The sequence below is a fragment of the bacterium genome, from assembly GCA_040757115.1.
Lineage (GTDB): Bacteria > UBA9089 > CG2-30-40-21 > CG2-30-40-21 > SBAY01 > JBFLXS01.
This window is the reverse complement of the sequence record JBFLYA010000042.1, coordinates 6,395-23,235: the sequence shown is the minus strand read 5'-3', so window position 1 is coordinate 23,235 and position 16,841 is coordinate 6,395. Positions and strand designations below refer to the sequence as shown.

The following is a 16,841-nucleotide window of genomic DNA, read 5'->3' as shown; positions in this document are numbered from 1 at the left end:
ATTTAAAAAATTCACTTGTATCCGAACATACTATTTTTGTGCCTTTTTAGGGATATAAGTCAAGAAAAATATTTTTAAAAAAACTTAATTTTTTACTTGACATTTCACCATAAGACTTTGTGTCCACTCCTGTGAACATGCCCGTTTCCCCTGAAAATAGCGAATTAGTGAATTAGAGATTAGCGAATTAGTATAGTATCCACAGACTCGTATCCTCTGGTTTAGAACACATATTCCCCCTTAATAAAGGGGGTTAGGGGGTTGTCCTTCTCCCATTTTCATTGCCCTTTGTGAGCCTTGGCTCATGTCCGTTTCTCCTTGCTATAATCAAGATGCTATTTCTTTTTCTAAATCTCTAATTTTATCTCGTAAATTAGCCGCCTCTTCATATTCTTCTCTTTTAACCGCCTCATCTAACGCCTTACGGAGTGCCTCAATCTCTTTTATTTTAGTCATATCTTGTGTTTGTGTTACCGCGACTTTAAGTGGTGATTTACCAATGTGTTGAATATTGCCATGAATCTTTCGTAAGATATCTGCTAATGGTTCATTAAATGCTTGATAACACTGACTACAACCTAACTTTCCTCGTTCACGAAAATCTGAATAAGTAGAATTACACCCCGGGCATTTTTTCTCTACCATTTGCCTGGGTAATGCCTCTGGACTTAATTCAGTTAGAGCCGAAAGGAGATTAGTAATTGCCGAAGGGAGTTGGAATTTTTTTACCCCTTGTTCATAGGCACATTTTTCACATAGGTGCATTTCTGAATATTTATTATTAACCATTTCTTTATAAAATATCGTTGCTTCTTCTTTTTGACAGACATCACATAGCATTGGTCATCACCTCCATTATTGTTAAGGTTGTAGAGTTCTGCAAAAATAGGAAACTGTAGTTTTTAAGCGGGTATTTAAAACCTCTATTTTTATCAATTTCCTCCAAAGATAAAAATGCAAAAAGCAAATATAAAAATTACATATCAAAATGTAAAATTATCTGTAACTGTTCAGCCACAAATGGATACAGATGAAACACTGAAAATTCGTAAATCGTGTCCGGTATCCGTGTCCGTAATTAGGCTGAAGGTTTTTCCTCCTGTTGTCCTCTGCCCTCTGCCTTCTGCCCTCTACCCTCTGCCTTCTGCCCTCTGCTCTTTCTCCGTGCTAATCCGTGGCTGAATAACTACTTTATTTCTTTGGTAAAGCGAGGTAAAAGTAGACATTTTTAGCCCCCTCGATAGCCGCTTGAGTAAGTTTAAAGCAAAGATAAAGTATGCCTGTAATGCTTGCACTACATATCGCGCCAAGTGGAGCGGCTGAGGCAAAGATTCCTACCTTCCACGAACACTCACCCAGAACCACCGGTAACCAACCCAATAATGCCAATATCCCAAAAAACCACCCGGTAATAAAATATCCTTGATAGGTAAAAAATAGATATAATACGATTAAAGAGCCACACAATGAATACACTGTTTCACTTCCCGCACCAGGTAAAGGTAAAAAAGGTGCAGATACCAAAATCCCCAGACTTAAATAGAAATTAAATGTCAGGAAGACATTTATAAATATATCGCGGTATGAGGTTGTTGGATAATAAGCAAAATTAGTAAAAGCATCTTGCTCAAATGGATATTTTTCTTGTGTTGGTGGAGGTTGCGGTGCTGTATATCGAGGAATACCTACTTCAGATGGTGCAGACTTTTTTAAAACATCATACGCCTCGGCTATCTCTTTAAATTTCTCTTCAGCAACCTTTTCCCTGCCTGGATTTAAATCAGGATGATAGACCTTGGCTAATTGGCGATAAGCCTTCTTTATCTCCTCTAAATTAGCCATAGGATTTAAGTTTAATACCTTATAATACGCTGATTTACTCTTTATCATTATTATTCTCTTCAGTATTTATTATATCACATTATTAATTAAATTGTCAAGAATTTTATAATTATGGCGTAACTATTCACCGCAGAGACGCAGAGGAACAGAGAAAAAAGGATTTAAATTAGATTGTGGATACCGGATAGATCTTTTAGTTGAAGAAAAAGTTATCGTAGAATTAAAAGCAGTCGAGCAACTACTTCCGATTCACGAAGCTCAACTTTTAACCTATCTAAAAATGATGAATAAAAGGATAGGTTTATTGATCAATTTTAATGTTTCTGTTCTAAGAGATGGAATTAAGCGTATAGCCAATAGATTTTAATTTTTTCTCTGTGTCTCCGCGTCTCTGCGGTGAATAGTTACATTATGGCAGAAATTGTGTAAAAAAGTCTGTCTCACTTCACCCGGGTAAATAATTACTTAAATTTTTCTTGACTTTCTTGTCTTAAATGGTATAATCTTAAATAGAAAAAAATGGAAACACATCTATTTATCCCGGATAAACTATCCTATGTAAAAGGAAATAAACCAAAGGTAAAATGTATCTTATGTGCGATTAATAAAAGAAACCCAAAGGTAACGAAACTTGATATTTATCACACAAAGCATTTTATCATCTCGCTTAATCTCTATCCATATAATCCAGGACATTTAATGATTTTCCCGAAAAAGCATCTAATCGACCCAAGACAACTCAGCGATGACCAGGTATTAGAACTTAATAATTTAACAACGATGACATTAAATATTATCGAAAAACTTTATTCTCCGTCAGGATTTAATGTTGGTTATAACATAGGTTATGTCAGTGGAGCAAGTATTGAACATCTTCATCTTCACATCATTCCAAGATACAGAAATGAGATTGGACTTATTGATATTGTAGGTAAGGCACGAGTCATTATCGAAGACCCAAATGAAACGCTGAAGAAGTTTAAAGAGGCATTTCTAAAGACAGAGGCGAGAAGTTAGAATCTGTCTGTCTGAAAATCTGTAAAAAGGGGAAATAATGAAAAAACTTATCGGGCTGTTTTTTATTGCTACTTGCGTGATAATTTGTCTGGTGATTTTTAGAGGAGTAAAATTTCCAAAGGTAAGAATAATTACACCAACTATCAGTAAAATAGATTCTTGCCTCTTAACCACCGGAACTATAGATGCCCAACTTAAAACAGAAATTTGTGCGAAGGCTAAGGGCGTGGTAGATAAAGTTTTGGTTGAGGAAAATAATAATGTTACCTCTGGACAGGAACTTATTATCTTTAATCAACAGGAGGCAGAAAAAATGGTTAAAGAGGCACAATCACAATTAGACCTAACAAAAAGGATACTGATACAGGCAGAACAATTATTAATAACAACTACAGGGCTTTATGGAAAACAAGAGGTATTAGAAGACGAGGTTAAAAATAGTGAAAGTGCGTATAAAAAGGCTTTAGTCGAAAAAAATATATCTCTTGAAAACCTGAGACTTGCTCAAGAACAACTAAATAACTTAATTTATTTAGCCCCTCATTCAGGAACAGTTATAGAAAAAAGAGTTTTACCAGGGCAGTATGTTCTCCAAAATGAAGTTTTAATGAAAATAGTTGACTTAGAGAAATTGCAGGTATCTGTCAATCTCTTAAGTATTGATGCGAGAAGGGTAAAGTTAGGTCAGGATGCGTCCATTAAACTTGAGGATTTAGAATTGTCTGGATATGTCAAGTCTATTCAACCTGAAGAAGTAAGTTCTAAAGTTATAATTGAATTGGATACCTCTAAAAAACTACCTGAAATAAAATTAGGAAAACGGGTAGAAGTAAAAATATTAACCGAGCATAAAGAGAATGTTGTTCTTTTAGACTCTGAGGCAATATTTAAAGAAGGCAGGCAAAGTTTTGTCTATCTTTATAAAGATGGAGTTGCCACAAAACGAGTTGTCCGCATAGGCATAACTAATCAAAATCAAACAGAGATAATCTTTGGTCTCACACCGCAGGATAAGATAATTCTCTCTGCTGGAAGTCTTAAACTAAAAGAGGGAATGAAGGTGAGAGAATGAGGGACGATGGAAGAAAAAATTATCTTTGCCAATGATGAAGAAGTAGTGAACATCTTAGGTAGAAATGATGAGAATTTACGCCTCATTCGGGAGGAATTTCCAACAACTAAAATCATCTCAAGAGGCAATGAATTAATCATTAAAGGAGAAAATAAAGATGTTCATTCAATAAAGAAACTATTGGAAGATCTGTTATCAATCTTTCACTCAGGCCATGTTGTCCGCACACCTGAGATAAAATATTCATTAAAAATGCTCAGCCAGAGTAAAAATATAGACCTTGTCTCTGTTTTTCAGGAGGCAATATATGTCTCTGAACGAGGAAAGCCAATTAGACCAAAAACATTGGGACAAAGAAGGTATATCGAGGCAATTCAACAATATGATATTGTTTTTGGCATAGGTCCTGCGGGCACGGGTAAAACATATTTAGCCGTGGCGATGGCGGTCTCAAGTTTGTTAAAAAAAGAGGTGGCAAGAATTATCCTGACTCGACCAGCAATTGAGGCTGGAGAAAGATTAGGATTTCTACCCGGGGATATGCTGGATAAAGTTGACCCATACTTAAGACCTTTGTATGATGCCATTTTTGATATGATTGGGATAGAGAAATTCCATTATTTATTAAATGAAGGGGTGATTGAAGTCGCACCATTAGCCTTTATGCGAGGACGGACTCTTAATGACTCATTCGTGATTTTAGATGAGGCACAAAATACAACACATGAGCAAATGAAGATGTTTTTGACAAGATTAGGTTTTGACTCTAAGGCAGTGATTACCGGAGATATTACCCAGATAGACCTGCCGTCAACTTCAATCTCCGGCTTAGTTGAAATCCAAACTATTTTGTCCGCAATTGAGGGAATTAGTTTTGTTTATTTTGATAAAACTGATGTTGTCAGACATCGCCTTGTCTCGGATATAATTAAAGCCTATGAGGAGTTTGAAGATGCGAAGAAAGGGACATAAAATATTTGAACAAGAAAGGGTTTCAAAATATATTCCCCTGTTAAAATCAGTTTTTTTAGGTAAAAAAACAGGCAGGACTCTATTAATCATATTGATATTGGGCATTTTATCGCTACTTATCACCCCTAATTTAATTATCACCCCCTACCCTAAAGAAACAGAAGTCAGTCCAAATCTTATTAAAGCCCCTTATGACTTTTTATATGAGAATACCTTTATGACTAAAGTGGCAAGGGAATCCGCTGTGGCTAAGGTTAATCCTGTTTATAACTTAGACCTGAAAGTTATCCCATCTGTCCTTCCAAAAATAAAGAATTTATTTGAAGAAACAAGAAAAATAAAGGAGGAAAAAAAGTTTGAATTAGAAAAAACCTGCTTAAAATTTAGAGAAAAATTCCCAAATATCAATCTTTCAGATAAAAATTTAAAGGCTATTCTAAATTACCCAGAACTTTCTGAAATAGAAGAAGATATAACTTTACTATTAAAAACCTGGCTAACCTATGGAATAACCAATATCCCGAAAGATAAATTATCAAAAGACACTATTATTGGAATCAGATTAAGAATTCTTGCCACAGATGGAACATCAGAAAAATTAGTTGAGACAACGGAAAACTTCTTTTTCCTGAATGATTTACCTGAATCTTCACCACTATATCCAAAGAGAATATCTTCTTCTAAAGTTCAAGATGGGGTATTTGAATTGGCTAAAAATTATCTTGTGCTAAATTTAAAATTTAATGAAAAAGAGACGAAAAAAGCCTCTAAAGAGGCAATTAAAGGCGTGAAACCTATCCGGTGCAAGGTAAGTAAAGGGGAGAAGATTGTTGGCGAAGGAGAGAAAGTAGATAGGGATGCGGCGATGAAATTAGCCGAATTGTCCAAACACCGCAGTGCGGCGATAACAACAAGGAATTTAGGATTTATCTTATTGATATACATATTGATAATCTTATCGTTTATCTACCTTTATAAATATCAATCCCAACTTTTAATCCGTAATAAAAACTTAAGCCTGATTGGATTAATAATTATCACGGCAATAGCCCTGGCTAAGGTTATTTCAACAACTAATCTACCTTTTCACCTTATGCCAATGAGTGCCTTTGCCATTCTTTTATCTGTTTTACTTAATCAGGAAATAGCGATATTTGTCACCGTCATTTTAAATATCTGCGTGGGTCTTTTAGTCGGTGAGCGGATGGAATTTGTCTTGCTTTTTGTTGCTGGTAGTTTAGCCGCTGTCTATACAACATCACAATTAAAGTTAAGGGGTGACCTTATTCGAGCTGGCGTGGCCGCCGCAATTGCTCAGGGTGTAATCATTGTTAGTTATAGCCTGTTTCGGCAGGAGTCATTTGGACTACTCCAGCAAAATCTTCTTTTGGGTAGTTTAGCTAATGGAATTATCGCCACTATTATTGCTATGGGGTCACTATTATATTTAGAGCGTATTTTTAATATTGCCACTAATTTTACCTTATTTGAACTCTCAGACTTAAATGCCCCACTTCTAAAAAATTTACTATTGAAAGCCCCGGGAACTTATCACCACAGCCTTTTAGTCGGAAATATAGCTGAATCTGGAGCAAATGCTATTGGCGCTAACTATTTATTAACCCGAGTCGCATCTTACTACCACGATATTGGTAAAATGATTAGACCAGAGTATTTTATAGAAAACCAGACAGAATTCGAACGAAATCGCCATGAAGTCCTGCGTTCGACACTCTCTGCCTCAGTCCTGCGTTCCCATATCAAAGACGGTGTTGAAGTGGCTAAACGAAATCGTCTGCCGCACGAAATTATCGAAATTATTCAACAACATCATGGTTCATCGGTTATGGCTTATTTTTATCATCAGGCAAGGGAAAAAGAGACAACCGAAGAACAAGAATTTAAGGAGACAGAATTCTCATATTTAGGTCCAAAACCTCAAAGTAAAGAAGCGGCAATTGTGATGTTGGCTGATTCCTGCGAAGCCGCTTCCAGAACTTTGATAAAACCAACAACATCCCGAATTGAAAAATTGGTTAAAAAAATCATTGATGATAGATTTATTAGTGGCGAATTGGATGAATGTGACTTGACTTTAAAAGACTTAAATAAGATTAGCCAGGCATTCACCAGGGTTCTAATCACCTTGTTTCATGCCAGAGTAGAATATCCAGAAAAGGAACAACAACCATCTCCACTATTTACGGAGCAAACTCAAGATGTTAAAGGTGTCAATTCTCAACAAGATAAACAAGAAGTTCAAGGCAAATTGGATTAAACAGATAGTTAAAACTGCCCTGAAATATGAAGGCATCTCAAATGGCGAGGTAAGTATTGTCTTAGGAGATGATGAACTGCTTCAAAGGTTAAATAAAGAATACCGCCGGATAGATAAACCAACAGATGTTTTAGCCTTTGGCTATGGAAAAATTAATGGAAGCATCAACTTTTTGGATAGGCTCTTATTAGGTGAAATTATTATCTCTCTGGATGCCGTTTTGCGCCAGGCAAAGGAATATAAACATAGTTTTGAAAAAGAACTGACTATCCTTTTAATTCATGGGATATTGCATATTTTAGGCTATGACCATAGCCCGCAGAATTTACCAGAAGAACCAATGGTTGTGAGAATGGAAGAAATACTTAAATTGGTTACAGCAAACGGATAATTGGTAATTGGTTAAAATGGCGTAACCGTTCACCGCAAGATGCCACAGAGACGCAGAGAAAAAATTAAAATCTATTCACCAGAGACAGAAATTTCCTTTTTTTGTAAGCGTTCAGGTGGTGTAACAAAAGGAGATGTGGAGATTAAGGAGATAGGGAGATATTATTAAAAAAATTGAAATTAATAGAAACTAATAGAAATTTATGGAAATTTGTTGTTTTCCACAATCAATTTCTACCTATTTCTATAAATTTCAATCTATTTCTATTATCTTATCTCCATATCACTCTTATCTCCTTATCCCCTTTCTTACACTTTTGATATATAGCCTGAACGGTTACCGATATTTAATTACCATTTACCAATTATCAAAATAGGGCGAGATAAAAAAATGAAACTATTTAAAGGCTTATCCGATAGCTTTAATTTTGCCATATCAGGCATTATTCATGGATTAAAGACACAACGCAATATGCAATTGCATGTCTCCGTAATGGTGCTTGTTTTACTGGCAAGTTTATTCTTAGATTTAACTCGAATTGAATTAGTGGCAATCTTTTTTGCCATTGGTTTAGTGTTAATTAGTGAAATGCTCAATACCGCAATAGAATCCATTGTTGATTTAATTATTGATACCCATCATAAAGTCGCAGGCACGGCTAAAGATATTGGTGCCGGAGCAGTATTGATTGCCTCGATAATTGCTTTATCTATTGGTTATTTAATCTTATACAATCGAATACATCTTCCTTCTCCAGTGGTAATAAGAACAGAATATAATCCCATACATCTGTCCTTTGTCAGTTTATCTTTAGTCTTAATCGCGGTGGTTGCAATTAAAGCCTGTGTTGGCAAAGGAACTTTTTTGAGAGGTGGAATGCCTTCAGGTCATAGTGCGGTTAGCTTTTGTATCTGGGTAATTGTTACATTTGTTAGTAGAAATATATTTATTTCTTTACTGGTGCTGATTGTTGCGATTTTACTCTGTCACACTAGATGGAAAACAGGAATTCATTCCTTGCAAGAAGTAGTTATTGGTGCTTTAGTTGGCGGATTAATTACACTTTTAATCTTTGTAATCTGTGGGGTGGGATAATTTTTGGATAATTTAATCTTATTCCTGATTTGTATAGGGATACTCTTATGTTTATCCGCTTTTTTTTCCGGGGCAGAGGCGGCTCTTTTTGCTCTATCAAAGTTAAAAATAAAACAGCTAAGTGATAGGGCACAAAAGAGAATTTCAAGGTTATTAGAAAATCCCAAAGAACTTCTGACAACCCTTCTAATCGGAACTACTCTGGTTAATATTACTGCCTCATCCATAGCGACATTTATCGCCATTAATTTATGTGGGAAAATTGGCATTAACGAGGTAATAGCCACCGGATTGGCTATTTTTGTGATGACAATTTTAATTTTATTTTTTGGTGAGATTGTCCCAATTACACTTGGCGCTACAAAATCCTCTCAAATTGCCCCCTGGGTTACATATCCTCTGCGGTATTTCTCCATCCTCTTAGCTCCATTGAAAATAGTCTTATCCTGGCTAACTCATTTAATCATTCTGTTAATAGAAAAACATAAATTTTTTATTAAAGACAAGGAGTTGACTGAGGAAGAAATTAGAACAATAGTTGACATTGGGGCAAGAGAAGGGGTGTTAAAGGCACATGAACAAAAACTAATTCATTCTATCTTTGAATTTGGTGACCATAAGGTAGAGGAAGTAATGACGCCACAAAATAAGATGGTTTGTGTGAAAATAGACGAAGACTCCACAGATAAAATCTTATCCTTGATGATTAAAGAAGGCCATTCGAGAATGCCTGTTTATAAAGGAGAAGAAATTATCGGCATCCTTCATGTTAAAGACTTTCTAATCAGCCTTAAAAATCAGACTAACTGGCAAAAATTAATTAAACCGGCTTATTTTGTCTTGCCTTCTAAAAAAATCAACGACCTGCTTAAAGAATTTCAGAAAAGGCATCTCCAACTGGCTATTGTCAAAGATGAATCTAAAAAAATAGTTGGAATAGTCACTATGGAGGATTTATTAGAAGAAATAGTCGGAGAAATACACGATGGGTATCCTGAAGAGAAAGTATAGTAGTTATTAACAAAAAGTTCTCATAGAGATTTTGACTAATAACCACTATAACTGCTATAATTCCGCTAAAATATCCAGGCAAAATTTAGATAAGGTATCATCCCGTGCTCCCATAATGATTACCGCATCGCCAGATGAAACCTTTTCAATAACCTGAGGAATTATCTTTCTTCGCTCCGGGCAATAGATTGCCTGTAAACCCTCTTTTTGCAAAGCGATAATAATGTCATTTGAAGAAATATCCTTTGTCACTGTGCCGCCGACATAGTAAATCTCTGGCATATATAAAATATCCTGTGGTCTTAATTCTTCTTTAAATACCTGGATAAATCCTTGTTTTAATAATCGAGTTGGACCAAAACCATGTGGTTGGAAAATAACGATAACTTTTGGGAACTGTCCTTTAAGGGTAATAAGTGTGGCTTTAATCTTGTCCGGATTATGGGCATAATCATCTATGACCGTAATTCCCTTTTTTTTGCCGACTATCTCAAATCGCCTTTTTATCCCTTTAAACTTACCCAACGCTTCACTTATTTCTTTGTTGCTAAAACCTAAAGTCTTAACCACGGCAATAGCCGCTAAAGCATTATAAACATTATGAATTCCCGGTAAGGGAAGGATATATTGGGTATTTTCAAGGGAGAAATGAGATTTTTGTGGGTATAATTTTAATTTTGTTGGATGAATGGTTGCCTTTTTTTCAATGCCAAAACTCGTTTTTGATTTTAAATCTGGATGACAATCTGCATTTAAAATAAGCGTTTCTTTAACATTTGTGGCAAATTTGGAGAAAATAACTTCCAGTTCATCTAAGGATTTATGGTCAAGGTGAATATTTGTCACCACGCCAATAGTTGGTTTATATAAACCACAAGAACCATCGCTTTCATCTGCCTCGATGACCATTAATTCTGAATTACCTTTCAAACAATTATTGTTGAAATCTTTCATTATCCCGCCGTTGATAATCGTTGGTGCTAACCCAAGTTGATGCAGGATAAAGCCAATCATTGCCGTAGTAGTTGTTTTCCCACTTGTGCCGGTAACGGCAATTCCTACCTTACTGGCATTGAAAATCTCAGCTAATAGTTCTGCCCGCCTCATAACAGGTATATTTTTCTCTCTGGCTTTTTTAATATCAGGATTGTCATCTTCAATAGCGGTAGAGACTATGACTTTATTAACATCTTCTTTAATTCCAGAACCATCTTGTTTAAATACAGAGATTCCTGCAGTTTTAAGTTTATCAAAAAGTTCGGTATTAATGCCTGAATCATAATATCTATCCGAGCCTGAGACATTAGCGTCGGAAAGTATTTGGGCTAAGGCACTCATTCCACTTCCACCAATACCGACAAAATGATACCTCATGATTTATTTTTTACTCCTTAAGTAAATAATAACTCTATCTCAGGAATGGGAAGAAGTAGGATTTTAGAGAAGTCTTTCTTAAGCGTAAGAAAGGAGATGGGTAACTGTTCACCGCAGAGACACAGAGACGCAGAGAAAAAATTAAAATCTATTCACCAGAGACAGAAATTTCCTTTTTTTGTGTGCCTCTCGAGGCTTTCGTTGTTTATTAATCTTTTAATACTTACTTTTGACTAACTGTTTTTAAGCCTTTTTAAACACCGAAGAACGCGATAAACACGAAAAAAAGATATTTTCCTCTCTGTTTCTCTGCGTCTCTGCGGTAAAGGATTACCTAAACGGTTACATTTTTACTTTGTATTGATTAATGGGTTGCGTATTCAGCTAAAAATTCATCCCAGGTTGTATTAATTGCAAAGTTAGTCGAAAGATAACTTGCTGAAGGACCGGTGGTTGGGAAATATATAACTATCCCATGGGCACCTGGATGACCTGAGTAATGTGCTTCGGCAATGACCGCATTATTAATCGCATTTCCTACCGCTATTGCGGCACTTTGAACCGTAGGGTCTGTAACTCGATAGTAAATCTCTTCGGCAAAATCATAGAGGTCAACGCCAGTTCCAAAGTCTTCTGCGGCTAAGCGAGCGGCTTTAATGTTAGTCCATTGTCCGCAGGCAACCATCGCATCTGCCAGGTTACTTACCGCAGTGGCTAAATTATCCAGAGCGGCTGTAGTCTGGATCGCAGATAATGTTACATAAGGATCCCCTGCATAAGAATTAATATACTCTCTTACCGTAATTGAACCTAAGAAAGCGGCATCCATACCCGGATTAACAACCAGTTGTGCCAGAATTGGGTCATATGGCCAACCATCCCATGGCTCGGTTTCTTCCGAACCCACCATTATCTCTGATGAGACTTTAGGTTCATAAGCAACCTCAATCATCGCCATCAAACACGCATCATAACCTAAGAAATTCATCATTTTGCCAGAGAGTGCTGTTTCTACCTCATCCATCGTTAAATAACCACCATTTGTATCATCCCAGCATACACCTCTGACTGCTTGTTCTCCCAATTTTGGCAATATGCCACTGCCGTGATTCCAGAGCACAAGGGCATATTTATTTGCAGGATAATTGGTCATTCCCCATTCCACAAAGTCTTTTAATACCTGCATATCGCCCATATTTGCCTCACCTATGTCCATTAAAGCATTTGCTGGTGTCGGCGTCATACCCGGCGTAATTAAAAATCTCTTTGTAGTTTTCCAATCTTCATAACTTGTATCATACCCGGAAATACGGTCAAACTGAACAACTATATTTACATCATCACTCGAGCCAACTGTTGCCATTTCAAGAAAATCATCAATCCCTGCATCTTCTAAATTATTATCCGCCGCAATATAGACCAGATAGGTCCATTCCTTCATAGCAACAGGGCCAAAACTAAATGGGGCAAAATCCTGACTTAAAATATCACCAGTAACAGAATGAATTAATCTTGCTCCCAGACTGTATGTTCCTTCTGGCTCAGAACCTCCAAATACATAGGAAAATACATCCCCGGTGAAATCAAACCCAGCGGGTAATGAAAACCCCGGAATGTTATGAATTGAGATTAATCCCACTGGTGAAGGACAACTAACCCAATTTTTTATATCTACAACTTTATTTTCTAAAGTTGAGTTCCATAGATGGGCACTTTCTATCAAGGTATCCCCTGAGGTATAACCCGATTGATTTGTGGAGATATCGATTCCATAATCTTGTGCCTCTAAATTTGCTATCCCAATAAACCCGCTTAAAATCACTACTCCTAAAAAGATACTTATTCTTTTTAACATTTTTTTATCCTCCTTTTATTTGGTAATTGGTAATTGGTGAATGGTAATTAGTTGCCATTTACCAGTTACTTGCTTTTAATTTCGTGAAGTCCTATTGAAAATATTTTTGTAACCGTTCAGGGCTATACATTAGAAGTGTAAACAAGGAGAAATGGGGAAAAGGGAGAATTGGCTCAAACTTTTTCTTGCTCCACCCTTCGGACATCAATCCTGATGTCGTGTTGAGTAAGTTTTGCACGGGGCATCATCAGGTTTCGTAACCTGCAAACGGATAATTGGTAACTGGTAATTGGTTAAATAGTTTCGTCCTGAGCTCAGCCGAACGGTATTTAATTACCAGTTACCAATCACCAGTTACCAGAATCAAATTCCGTGCGTTATTTGTTCAACACGAGACTAACTTTTTATGGACATTAATACAGGCATTAATAATCCTATCACTTAACTCTTCTTTTCTCCACTTCTCCATCTTCTCCCTTTCTCCTTATTTCTGGTAATTGGTAACTGGTGAATGGTAATTAGTTACCAGTTACCATTTAACCGATTACTTAGTTTATAATTTCGTGAAGCCCTATTTATCCTATCTGAACTCTTACATACTTTTTTTATCACCTCCTTTGCTTAGTGCTTAAAATCAGAAAAGGGAAATAAAGGGGATAAGGAAACTAATAATCTAATGTCTAAAATGTCTCACACCAGTAAATACCATTGCCATACCATATTCATCTATTGCCTTGATTATTTCTTCGTCTCTAATGGAGCCGCCGGGTTGAATTACGGCTCTAACACCCGCTCTATCAGATAGGTCAATTCCATCTCTAAAAGGAAAAAAGGCATCTGAAGCCATAATACTTCCAAAGGCGTTACTTCCTGCTTTATTAATAGCAATTTTCACCGAATCTACTCTTGACATTTGACCTGCACCTATACTCAGAGTTCTATCTCCTTTGCATAAAACGATAGCATTAGATTTGATATGCTTTACTACCTTCCAACCAAAAAGCATTGCCTTTATTTCTTGTGGTGTAGGTTGTCGTCTACTGACTACTTTAAAATCTTGAGCTGTGATTTTTTGGACATCAGACTCCTGGATAAGTAATCCACCAACAACACTTCTTAAGTGAAGTGGATATGAGGGATTTCTTTGCCAGGGAGCTACTTCCAAAAGCCTCAAGTCCTTTTTTGTTTTAAGGATTTCAAGTGCCTCTTTCGTAAATCCAGGGGCAATAATTGCCTCAATAAATGTTTTAACCAATTCTTCTGCGGTATCTTTTTCTACACCTTGATTAAAACTAATTATTCCCCCAAAAGCAGATGTTGAATCTGTTTCATAAGCAAGTTGATATGCTGTGAGTTGATTATCTGTTACCGCTACTCCACAAGGATTATTATGTTTGACGATAACACAGGCAAAATCTTCTTCAAATTCCTTGACCAATTCTAATGCCGAATCAAGGTCTAAGAGATTATTGTAAGAGAGTTCTTTGCCGTGCAGTTGTTTTGCATTACTGACTCCCGGGATAGTGTTTTGTGGATTTCTATAGAATGCGGCTTGCTGATGAGGATTTTCACCATATCTTAAGGATTGTGCCTTTTGATAAGTTAAATTTAAGGTTTGAGGGAATAAATCTTTTTCTAAATATTGATGGATAATGGCATCATATTGAGCGGTGTGAGCAAATGCCTCACAGGCTAATTTATAACTTAATTCTAATGATAAACAACCATCATTTTTCTTAAGTTCCATAAGAACATCTTCATATCTTTCAGGAGAGGTGATTACGCCGACATAATTATAATTTTTAGCCGCAGCACGAATCATCGTTGGACCGCCAATATCAATATTTTCAATGGCTTCTTCTAAGGTAACATTGGGTTTAGCAATGGTTTTGGCAAAGGGATAAAGATTAATAATAACTAAGTCAATTGGTTTAATATTGTGTTCTTCAAGTTGTTTAAGATGTTCTGATGTGCGTTGAGCTAAAATTCCTGCATGGATATTAGGATGTAATGTTTTTACCCTTCCATCTAACATCTCCGGGAAATTAGTTATTGCTGAAACAGGAATAACAGGTATTCCTGCCTCTTGCAGGGTTTTAGAAGTGCCACCTGTGGAAATAATCTCAACATTTATCTGGACCAGGTAATTTGCCAGATTAAGTAATCCTTGTTTATCTGCAACACTAATTAATGCTCGTTTAACCTTAATCATTTCATTTTTACCTTAAGATAAAACTGGTGTCCCCAGGGGGATTCGAACCCCCGCTGCCACCTTGAAAGGGTGGTGACCTGGGCCTCTAGTCGATGGGGACATTGATTTAATGGTAACTATTCACCATTCACAATTTTTTCCCTAAATTTCCTTAATAATGGTGAATGGTGAATTGTCAATTGTGAATTATCACTCTTCACGGTGTCAAGCAAACCTGGTCCAAGAGTTCGATGCACCGCTATAGCGCATCCAATGACTCTATTCGATAATTCATCAAATTTCACTTCGTGCTCTCCGTACCCTTCGTGGTGAATAGTTACATTTAATGTAACTATTTAGTCATCTGATTAATAATAACATATAAATTAAAAATTTGCAAGTAAAATGTTTATCTCAGAATAAAAAAAATCGACATGGGAAAACAAAATTATACTCCACTACTTGGTGTCCGAAAAGGAGATAGGAAGATTAAGGAGATAAGGGGATATTATTCTAATTCCACTTTTCTAAAATCTGCCTTTTCTTTAGCTCTGATATCTCCATATCTCCTTTATCCCCTTATCCCCCTTCTTACACAAATATTTCTATTTCACAGGTCGAATTTTTTTGTAAGCTGATTAAACAGATTACATTTTTTTATTGTAAGCGGATTAAACGGATTGAGCGGATTTTTTTTTATTTCTTTTTCCGCTAAATCCGTTAAATCCGCTTACTAAATCCACCCGCTTACTATTAAAAATCTGCTTCCTTAATTTTCTACCTGCACAGGTCGAAAAATTTTCATTTTTGTTTTTCTTGTCGCAATCCCCTATTCATCAGGTCGTTAAGTTCGGGACACGGGACGCGGGGCTCGGGGCACGGGGAATTTCCCCCGAGTCCCGAGTCCCGGACCCCGAGTCCCGTTTTCTTTCTCGCAATCCCTTATTCATCAGGTCGTTAAGTTCGGGGCTCGGGAAGAGAAATTAATGTTTCTTGAGACTTTGAATCAAACGATTCAACATCATACAAATACTCACTATCCTTTTTTCCATCCCCTCTAAAACCTGAGGTTGAATGTAACTTAATCTTTTAGAGATAATCAGATGTGTTTCTAATTCCATCAGAGAACCTCTGGCTATCATCAAAAATTGAATATATTCTCTCGTTGAGCCTCGAGCCCACCCTTCAGCTATATTTGCTGAAACTGAAATGGCTGCCCTTTGCATCTGTGAGGTTAATCCATACCTTTCCTCTTGAGGAAAAGATTTCGTTTCCTTGTATATTTCTACTACTAAATCAGTAGCTTTCTGCCATACTTCTAACTCCTTATAATCTTTCATTTCACCCTCCTTTTTCCCCGAGTCCCGAGTCCCGAGTCCCGAGCCCCGTTTTCTTCGTCGCAATCCCTTATTCATCAGGTCTTATTTTCCTACAAATAAAAAAATTTTTTCTTATCATCTATTATATAGAGTCGCAATCCCTTATTCATCAGGTCTTATTTTCCTACGGAGAAACCGATTCGCAGCGAATCCTCTCTTTAATTGTCGCAATCCCTTATTCATCAGGTCTTATTTTCCTACAAGAAATGAAATTGAGGACATATAGGAGAATTAAAATGTCGCAATCCCTTATTCATCAGGTCTTATTTTCCTACATCAAGAGGTTAATAAATAATGAAGACAGATTTTTACGTCGCAATCCCTTATTCATCAGGTCTTATTTTCCTACCAAGGAGAAGTTACT

Annotated in this window: 15 protein-coding genes, 1 tRNA gene, 2 pseudogenes and 1 CRISPR repeat array; of the genes and pseudogenes, 11 read left to right on the top strand and 7 right to left on the bottom strand. The window is 36.5% G+C overall.

What is annotated here, in order from left to right:
• Window positions 1-327: 327 nt before the first annotated feature.
• Together AB1422_05475 and AB1422_05470 are read right to left on the bottom strand one after the other, a co-directional pair.
• Complete coding sequence (locus tag AB1422_05475) at window positions 328-840, bottom strand: UvrB/UvrC motif-containing protein (GenBank protein ID MEW6618782.1); 513 nt, start codon at window positions 838-840, stop codon at window positions 328-330.
• An 870-nt stretch (window positions 841-1,710) separates the two neighbouring features.
• Window positions 1,711-1,890, bottom strand: a pseudogene (locus AB1422_05470) (DnaJ domain-containing protein).
• A gap of 106 nt (window positions 1,891-1,996) precedes the next feature.
• Here AB1422_05470 and AB1422_05465 point away from each other — a divergent pair.
• The 10 genes and pseudogenes from AB1422_05465 to AB1422_05420 all read left to right on the top strand — a co-directional run bounded on the left by AB1422_05465 (window position 1,997) and on the right by AB1422_05420 (window position 9,678).
• Window positions 1,997-2,209, top strand: a pseudogene (locus AB1422_05465) (GxxExxY protein).
• Between the two features lie 152 nt (window positions 2,210-2,361).
• Window positions 2,362-2,859 carry an HIT domain-containing protein gene (locus AB1422_05460; GenBank protein MEW6618781.1) on the top strand — a complete coding sequence of 166 codons (498 nt, stop codon included), beginning with the start codon at window positions 2,362-2,364 and terminating at the stop codon, window positions 2,857-2,859.
• A 37-nt stretch (window positions 2,860-2,896) separates the two neighbouring features.
• Window positions 2,897-3,931 carry an efflux RND transporter periplasmic adaptor subunit gene (locus AB1422_05455; protein MEW6618780.1) on the top strand — a complete coding sequence of 345 codons (1,035 nt, stop codon included), beginning with the start codon at window positions 2,897-2,899 and terminating at the stop codon, window positions 3,929-3,931.
• A gap of 6 nt (window positions 3,932-3,937) precedes the next feature.
• Window positions 3,938-4,903 carry a PhoH family protein gene (locus tag AB1422_05450; GenBank protein MEW6618779.1) on the top strand — a complete coding sequence of 322 codons (966 nt, stop codon included), beginning with the start codon at window positions 3,938-3,940 and terminating at the stop codon, window positions 4,901-4,903.
• Window positions 4,884-7,181 carry an HDIG domain-containing metalloprotein gene (locus AB1422_05445; GenBank protein ID MEW6618778.1) on the top strand — a complete coding sequence of 766 codons (2,298 nt, stop codon included), beginning with the start codon at window positions 4,884-4,886 and terminating at the stop codon, window positions 7,179-7,181. Before AB1422_05450 ends, AB1422_05445 begins: the two co-directional genes overlap by 20 nt.
• A complete protein-coding gene (ybeY, locus tag AB1422_05440) occupies window positions 7,123-7,572 on the top strand; it encodes an rRNA maturation RNase YbeY (GenBank protein ID MEW6618777.1) in 450 nt (149 codons plus the stop codon). The genes AB1422_05445 and ybeY overlap by 59 nt, the downstream gene beginning before the upstream one ends.
• A 39-nt stretch (window positions 7,573-7,611) precedes the next feature.
• Window positions 7,612-7,740, top strand: a complete 129-nt coding sequence (locus tag AB1422_05435) for a hypothetical protein (protein MEW6618776.1) — start codon at window positions 7,612-7,614, stop codon at window positions 7,738-7,740.
• 34 nt (window positions 7,741-7,774) lie between these two features.
• Window positions 7,775-7,948: a hypothetical protein gene (locus AB1422_05430; GenBank protein MEW6618775.1), complete on the top strand. Its 174-nt coding sequence runs from the start codon at window positions 7,775-7,777 to the stop codon at window positions 7,946-7,948.
• Window positions 7,949-7,962: 14 nt separating this feature from the next.
• Complete coding sequence (locus AB1422_05425) at window positions 7,963-8,667, top strand: diacylglycerol kinase (GenBank protein MEW6618774.1); 705 nt, start codon at window positions 7,963-7,965, stop codon at window positions 8,665-8,667.
• Between the two features lie 3 nt (window positions 8,668-8,670).
• Window positions 8,671-9,678, top strand: a complete 1,008-nt coding sequence (locus tag AB1422_05420) for a hemolysin family protein (protein MEW6618773.1) — start codon at window positions 8,671-8,673, stop codon at window positions 9,676-9,678.
• A gap of 54 nt (window positions 9,679-9,732) precedes the next feature.
• Here AB1422_05420 and murC read toward each other — a convergent pair whose 3' ends face one another.
• From murC to AB1422_05400, 4 genes are all read right to left on the bottom strand, one after another.
• Window positions 9,733-11,052, bottom strand: a complete 1,320-nt coding sequence (gene murC / locus AB1422_05415; GenBank protein MEW6618772.1) for a UDP-N-acetylmuramate--L-alanine ligase — start codon at window positions 11,050-11,052, stop codon at window positions 9,733-9,735.
• Window positions 11,053-11,416: 364 nt separating this feature from the next.
• Entirely contained in the window at window positions 11,417-12,907 is a 1,491-nt protein-coding gene (locus AB1422_05410; protein MEW6618771.1) for a clostripain-related cysteine peptidase, read from the bottom strand.
• A gap of 673 nt (window positions 12,908-13,580) precedes the next feature.
• The gene (purH, locus tag AB1422_05405; GenBank protein MEW6618770.1) at window positions 13,581-15,119 is read right to left on the bottom strand and encodes a bifunctional phosphoribosylaminoimidazolecarboxamide formyltransferase/IMP cyclohydrolase; all 1,539 of its coding nucleotides are present in this window, start codon (window positions 15,117-15,119) and stop codon (window positions 13,581-13,583) included.
• A gap of 24 nt (window positions 15,120-15,143) precedes the next feature.
• Window positions 15,144-15,219, bottom strand: a tRNA-Glu gene (locus AB1422_05400).
• A gap of 313 nt (window positions 15,220-15,532) precedes the next feature.
• Here AB1422_05400 and AB1422_05395 point away from each other — a divergent pair.
• Window positions 15,533-15,736, top strand: a complete 204-nt coding sequence (locus AB1422_05395) for a hypothetical protein (GenBank protein ID MEW6618769.1) — start codon at window positions 15,533-15,535, stop codon at window positions 15,734-15,736.
• Window positions 15,737-16,081: 345 nt separating this feature from the next.
• On the opposite strand, the gene AB1422_05390 is transcribed toward AB1422_05395, so the two are convergent.
• A complete protein-coding gene (locus AB1422_05390) occupies window positions 16,082-16,438 on the bottom strand; it encodes a four helix bundle protein (protein ID MEW6618768.1) in 357 nt (118 codons plus the stop codon).
• Window positions 16,439-16,494: 56 nt separating this feature from the next.
• Window positions 16,495-16,826: direct repeats of the CRISPR family, unit length 37 nt; unit sequence GTCGCAATCCCTTATTCATCAGGTCTTATTTTCCTAC.
• Between the last annotated feature and the right edge of the window lie 15 nt (window positions 16,827-16,841).

What these genes read in the sequence shown, in the direction of transcription:
- AB1422_05445 (MEW6618778.1), top strand. Translation starts at nt 4,884, where the DNA reads ATGCGAAGAAAGGGACATAAAATATTTGAACAAGAAAGGGTTTCAAAA.
- AB1422_05425 (MEW6618774.1), top strand. Translation starts at nt 7,963, where the DNA reads ATGAAACTATTTAAAGGCTTATCCGATAGCTTTAATTTTGCCATATCA.
- AB1422_05435 (MEW6618776.1), top strand. Translation starts at nt 7,612, where the DNA reads ATGCCACAGAGACGCAGAGAAAAAATTAAAATCTATTCACCAGAGACA.
- AB1422_05455 (MEW6618780.1), top strand. Translation starts at nt 2,897, where the DNA reads ATGAAAAAACTTATCGGGCTGTTTTTTATTGCTACTTGCGTGATAATT.
- AB1422_05475 (MEW6618782.1), bottom strand. Translation starts at nt 840, where the DNA reads ATGCTATGTGATGTCTGTCAAAAAGAAGAAGCAACGATATTTTATAAA.
- purH (MEW6618770.1), bottom strand. Translation starts at nt 15,119, where the DNA reads ATGATTAAGGTTAAACGAGCATTAATTAGTGTTGCAGATAAACAAGGA.
- AB1422_05410 (MEW6618771.1), bottom strand. Translation starts at nt 12,907, where the DNA reads ATGTTAAAAAGAATAAGTATCTTTTTAGGAGTAGTGATTTTAAGCGGG.
- AB1422_05450 (MEW6618779.1), top strand. Translation starts at nt 3,938, where the DNA reads ATGGAAGAAAAAATTATCTTTGCCAATGATGAAGAAGTAGTGAACATC.
- AB1422_05395 (MEW6618769.1), top strand. Translation starts at nt 15,533, where the DNA reads ATGGGAAAACAAAATTATACTCCACTACTTGGTGTCCGAAAAGGAGAT.
- AB1422_05390 (MEW6618768.1), bottom strand. Translation starts at nt 16,438, where the DNA reads ATGAAAGATTATAAGGAGTTAGAAGTATGGCAGAAAGCTACTGATTTA.
- AB1422_05430 (MEW6618775.1), top strand. Translation starts at nt 7,775, where the DNA reads ATGGAAATTTGTTGTTTTCCACAATCAATTTCTACCTATTTCTATAAA.
- ybeY (MEW6618777.1), top strand. Translation starts at nt 7,123, where the DNA reads ATGTTAAAGGTGTCAATTCTCAACAAGATAAACAAGAAGTTCAAGGCA.
- murC (MEW6618772.1), bottom strand. Translation starts at nt 11,052, where the DNA reads ATGAGGTATCATTTTGTCGGTATTGGTGGAAGTGGAATGAGTGCCTTA.
- AB1422_05460 (MEW6618781.1), top strand. Translation starts at nt 2,362, where the DNA reads ATGGAAACACATCTATTTATCCCGGATAAACTATCCTATGTAAAAGGA.